Origin of the sequence: Acinetobacter sp. YH16031, from assembly GCF_013417335.1 — a bacterium.
Lineage (GTDB): Bacteria > Pseudomonadota > Gammaproteobacteria > Pseudomonadales > Moraxellaceae > Acinetobacter.
In genome coordinates, this window is record NZ_VPED01000092.1 from 1 (window position 1) to 3,266 (window position 3,266).

The window sequence follows — 3,266 nt, forward strand, 5'->3', positions numbered from 1 at the left end:
TATATAAAATATTATGTAGTTAAATGCAAGGTAAACGTAGTTAAATCTACAAAAAAAAATAAGTAGACTTATGGTAGGTAAACGTAGTCATATTGGTAGGTAAACGTAGTCATATTGGTAGGTAAACGTAGTCATATTGGTAGGTAAACGTAGTCATATAACCCTTGAAAGCATTGTAAGCAAAGGCTTTCAGCATGTCTAAAAGCATTTAAAAACTTTAAAATAATTAAAAGCCCAGGGAATGAAAAATTGCCCTTGGTTTTCGCTACGCTCAAACTCTATTGAATCTCGCTTTCGCTCGATTCGTTGGGGCAATTTTTTGGCTCATTGGGTTGTGACTTTAAGAAAAAGCAAAAGCAGCTCGGAATTCGCTTCGCTCATGAGCTTTTTACTCGCTTCGCTCGACATAAAGCCATCGTAATCAGTTCGCACCCATTCGGGATGCTCTGATTCTGAGTTCTTGATACACAGGGGAGCCTGTAATCAGGGAAAAACAGGTGAAAAAATTTAGATCCCTGTAGTTCGCTCGTAGACACTCGCTAAATGCTCTCATTTGCGATTTAAGAGTTTTTTCTTAACTCAACTATAAATCTACTGTGGTTTAGCAAAACATCGCTAAAAACCCTATTTTTTTGCGTTTAAACAGCATTCACCAAGGTCGGTAATCGTTGTTATTTTCATTTTCTGGTTTTTTAGGCTCATTTTTCTGCTGTTTTTCCAATTCTTGGCGTTTTAAAAATGCCAAATGTTCTCGTTCGTGTCTTTCTTGTTCATAGCGTTGTTCTTTTTGCTCTCGTTCTTTACGTAATTGCTCTCTAAATTCACTTTCTCTGCGATCATTTTCAATTCTTCGTTGGCGATCTACTTCCGCTTGGCGTACTTGCTGCATTCTTTCTTGTTCAATTTTGAGATCATCTGCCCGTTTTGCTTTAAGGAGGGGACTCATATCATCATTAAAATCATGTAGGGTATCGAATGAATGAACGTACTCTCGTTTTAGCTTCTGCCAAAACGTGGGTTTTATCGTTGGTCGTTCAATCCCATTATTTTCCAGTATCTCTGAGCATTGACCTAAGCGTTGGACAACATTCTCAATATCGTATTCTTTAGCAAGTTGTTCGACCTCGGTTGCGTATTCTCTCCAGTTCTCATTTTTTGCCTGTTCTACTGATTTTTCAGTCGCATAAAAATCAGGTTTTTTTATATCTCTGTAAGTATGATGATAAGAGTCATAAAACAAATTATTGGTATGTAGGTAAAAATCGCTTTTGTTTTCTGCTAACCATCGTTTTGTCTTGGTGAGATTTGATTCAATCTGCTTTTGATTATCAGCAGCATTGCTTTGAATGGTGTAAAACTGATTGGCAAATTCTGCATAAATATCCTGGCACCGGATGAAGTCATCATATGCGTTGTCGATCTGTTGAACCTGTTGTTCTTGCAGGCGTTCTTCTTCTAGGTTGAGATTTACTAATTCTGCTAAAAGCTCTTTTTCTTCTGCTTCGGTTAACTGAAGTTCGTTTTCCAGCTGGGTAATCTGATCTTCTAATCGACTTGGAACAATAATTTCTTGATCAAGGCCCTTGATGATCTGTTGGTATTCTCGTGCAGCATCTAAATTTTTGGCTTTGATTGCATCATTTTCAAGTGCAATTCTTGGCAGCACAATTTCAGTGTTACGTTCTTCAAGCGGTCTTTTTTGTTCCTCGTCATATTGTCTGCGAAGTGCTGTAGCTTCATGCCCTTCATGATGAGTGGGTTCAAGAAAGTCTAAGCCCTGATCCTTGTAACTCCGGTGGTCGATGCGTTCGTCTAGTCCGGCATTTTCCAATACTGTGTTTACAACATTGGCAAAAGTTGCTCGGCTGTCCTTCAGGATCTCGGGACCATGGTCGTTGAAGATTCTTTGTTTCTTTCCTAATTCGCCTTTTTCATTGATGAGTCTGGTAGTGAACATCATGTGTACGTGATAGTTTTTATTATTGGTTTCATCGTTATGTTCATGTGGTGCATGGATGCAGGCATCGACAATAACATTGTGCTTGTTCACAAAGTCTCGGCAAAAGTCATCAACGATTTTTATGCGTTCTGCATCTGTTAATTCATGTGGTAAAGCACAGATATATTCTTTGGCGAGTCGTGCATTGGCTTTCATTGAGCCATTGGCATTGAATTCTTTTTTTTCTACTGTATTCCAAAGTGTTTGACGGTCTAAAAGTTTTGTATTGGTATGTTCTGGTGCATAAATATTTTTGTATGCAAGTCCCTTTTTTTTAGTGTAGTCCTGAGTCTTTCCAAAAGTCAGATCCTCTAATTTTTCACAGGCACGATAAGCAGCACAAGCAACGGCTGAACGTCCGTCACTTCGTGAGATGTTGCTTTCATTCAAATGAAAAATTGCCACTTTAAAAACCTAAATTTCTGCATACCGTGGTTTTGATTTTTGCAACTTTGAAAAAGTTGCTGACCATGCTAAAGCGAGGTCATGGGGTACAGGGGTTTCCCCTGTCGCAACGTCCACTTTTGAATGAAATGATAAAAGTGGGTAAGTGCGCCCTTCGTTTCACTCCGGGAAAACTTCGCTTCGCTACGTTTGATATTGCTCGCTTTGTTTTTTGACTCTATGATGATGTTTGATTATTGATCATCACGGTTTAATACTATGTCAGATATTCAAGAAAAGAAAGATGCAGTTTTAAAGAAGCTCACTAAAGCACAGCAGAAGAAGTTATCTCTACAAGAGCAAATTGAGTATTTGAAAAAAGAACAAGAGCAGATCTTAGAACAGGCAAAACAGAAACAGAATGAGCTTAAACTTAAGCAGCAAAAACTTTTAAGTGAAGCCAAAGCTCAAGAACGGAAAAATGAAACTAGACGGAAAATTTTGCTTGGCGCTTGGGTTTTGAATAAATTTAAGAATGATGAATCTTTTAAACATCAATGGGCTGATTTTGAGCAGTTTTTAAGTGCGGAAAGTAAGACAGAAGAAAATAGACAGAAAGATAAAGAGCTTTTTAATGATTTTTTTAAGGGATAAGTTCTAAATTTCATATAAGAAGTTTTATGTTAAATCAGTTGATAATTTTGATAAAAATTATCGGATTACTAATTTTCACCTAAGATCACCGTAATTTTGATATTCTTATCATTCTTATTGTTTTTATTAAAATTGGTCTATTTGAATGCTGAAAAGTATAAGTTTAGAAAATTTCAAAAGTTATAGCGCTGAACAAAGCTTAGCATTAGGCCCTTTAAACTTGCTAATT

General features: G+C 37.0%; 2 protein-coding genes. One reads left to right on the forward strand and one right to left on the reverse strand.

Annotated features, from left to right (window positions below; genetic code table 11):
* Window positions 1-649 precede the first annotated feature (649 nt).
* The gene (mobQ, locus tag FTV31_RS16030) at window positions 650-2,404 is read right to left on the reverse strand and encodes a MobQ family relaxase (RefSeq protein WP_373686997.1); all 1,755 of its coding nucleotides are present in this window, start codon (window positions 2,402-2,404) and stop codon (window positions 650-652) included.
* A gap of 258 nt (window positions 2,405-2,662) precedes the next feature.
* Here mobQ and FTV31_RS16035 point away from each other — a divergent pair, with 258 nt between their 5' ends.
* Window positions 2,663-3,037: a hypothetical protein gene (locus FTV31_RS16035; protein ID WP_228724004.1), complete on the forward strand. Its 375-nt coding sequence runs from the start codon at window positions 2,663-2,665 to the stop codon at window positions 3,035-3,037.
* The last annotated feature ends 229 nt before the right edge of the window (window positions 3,038-3,266 follow it).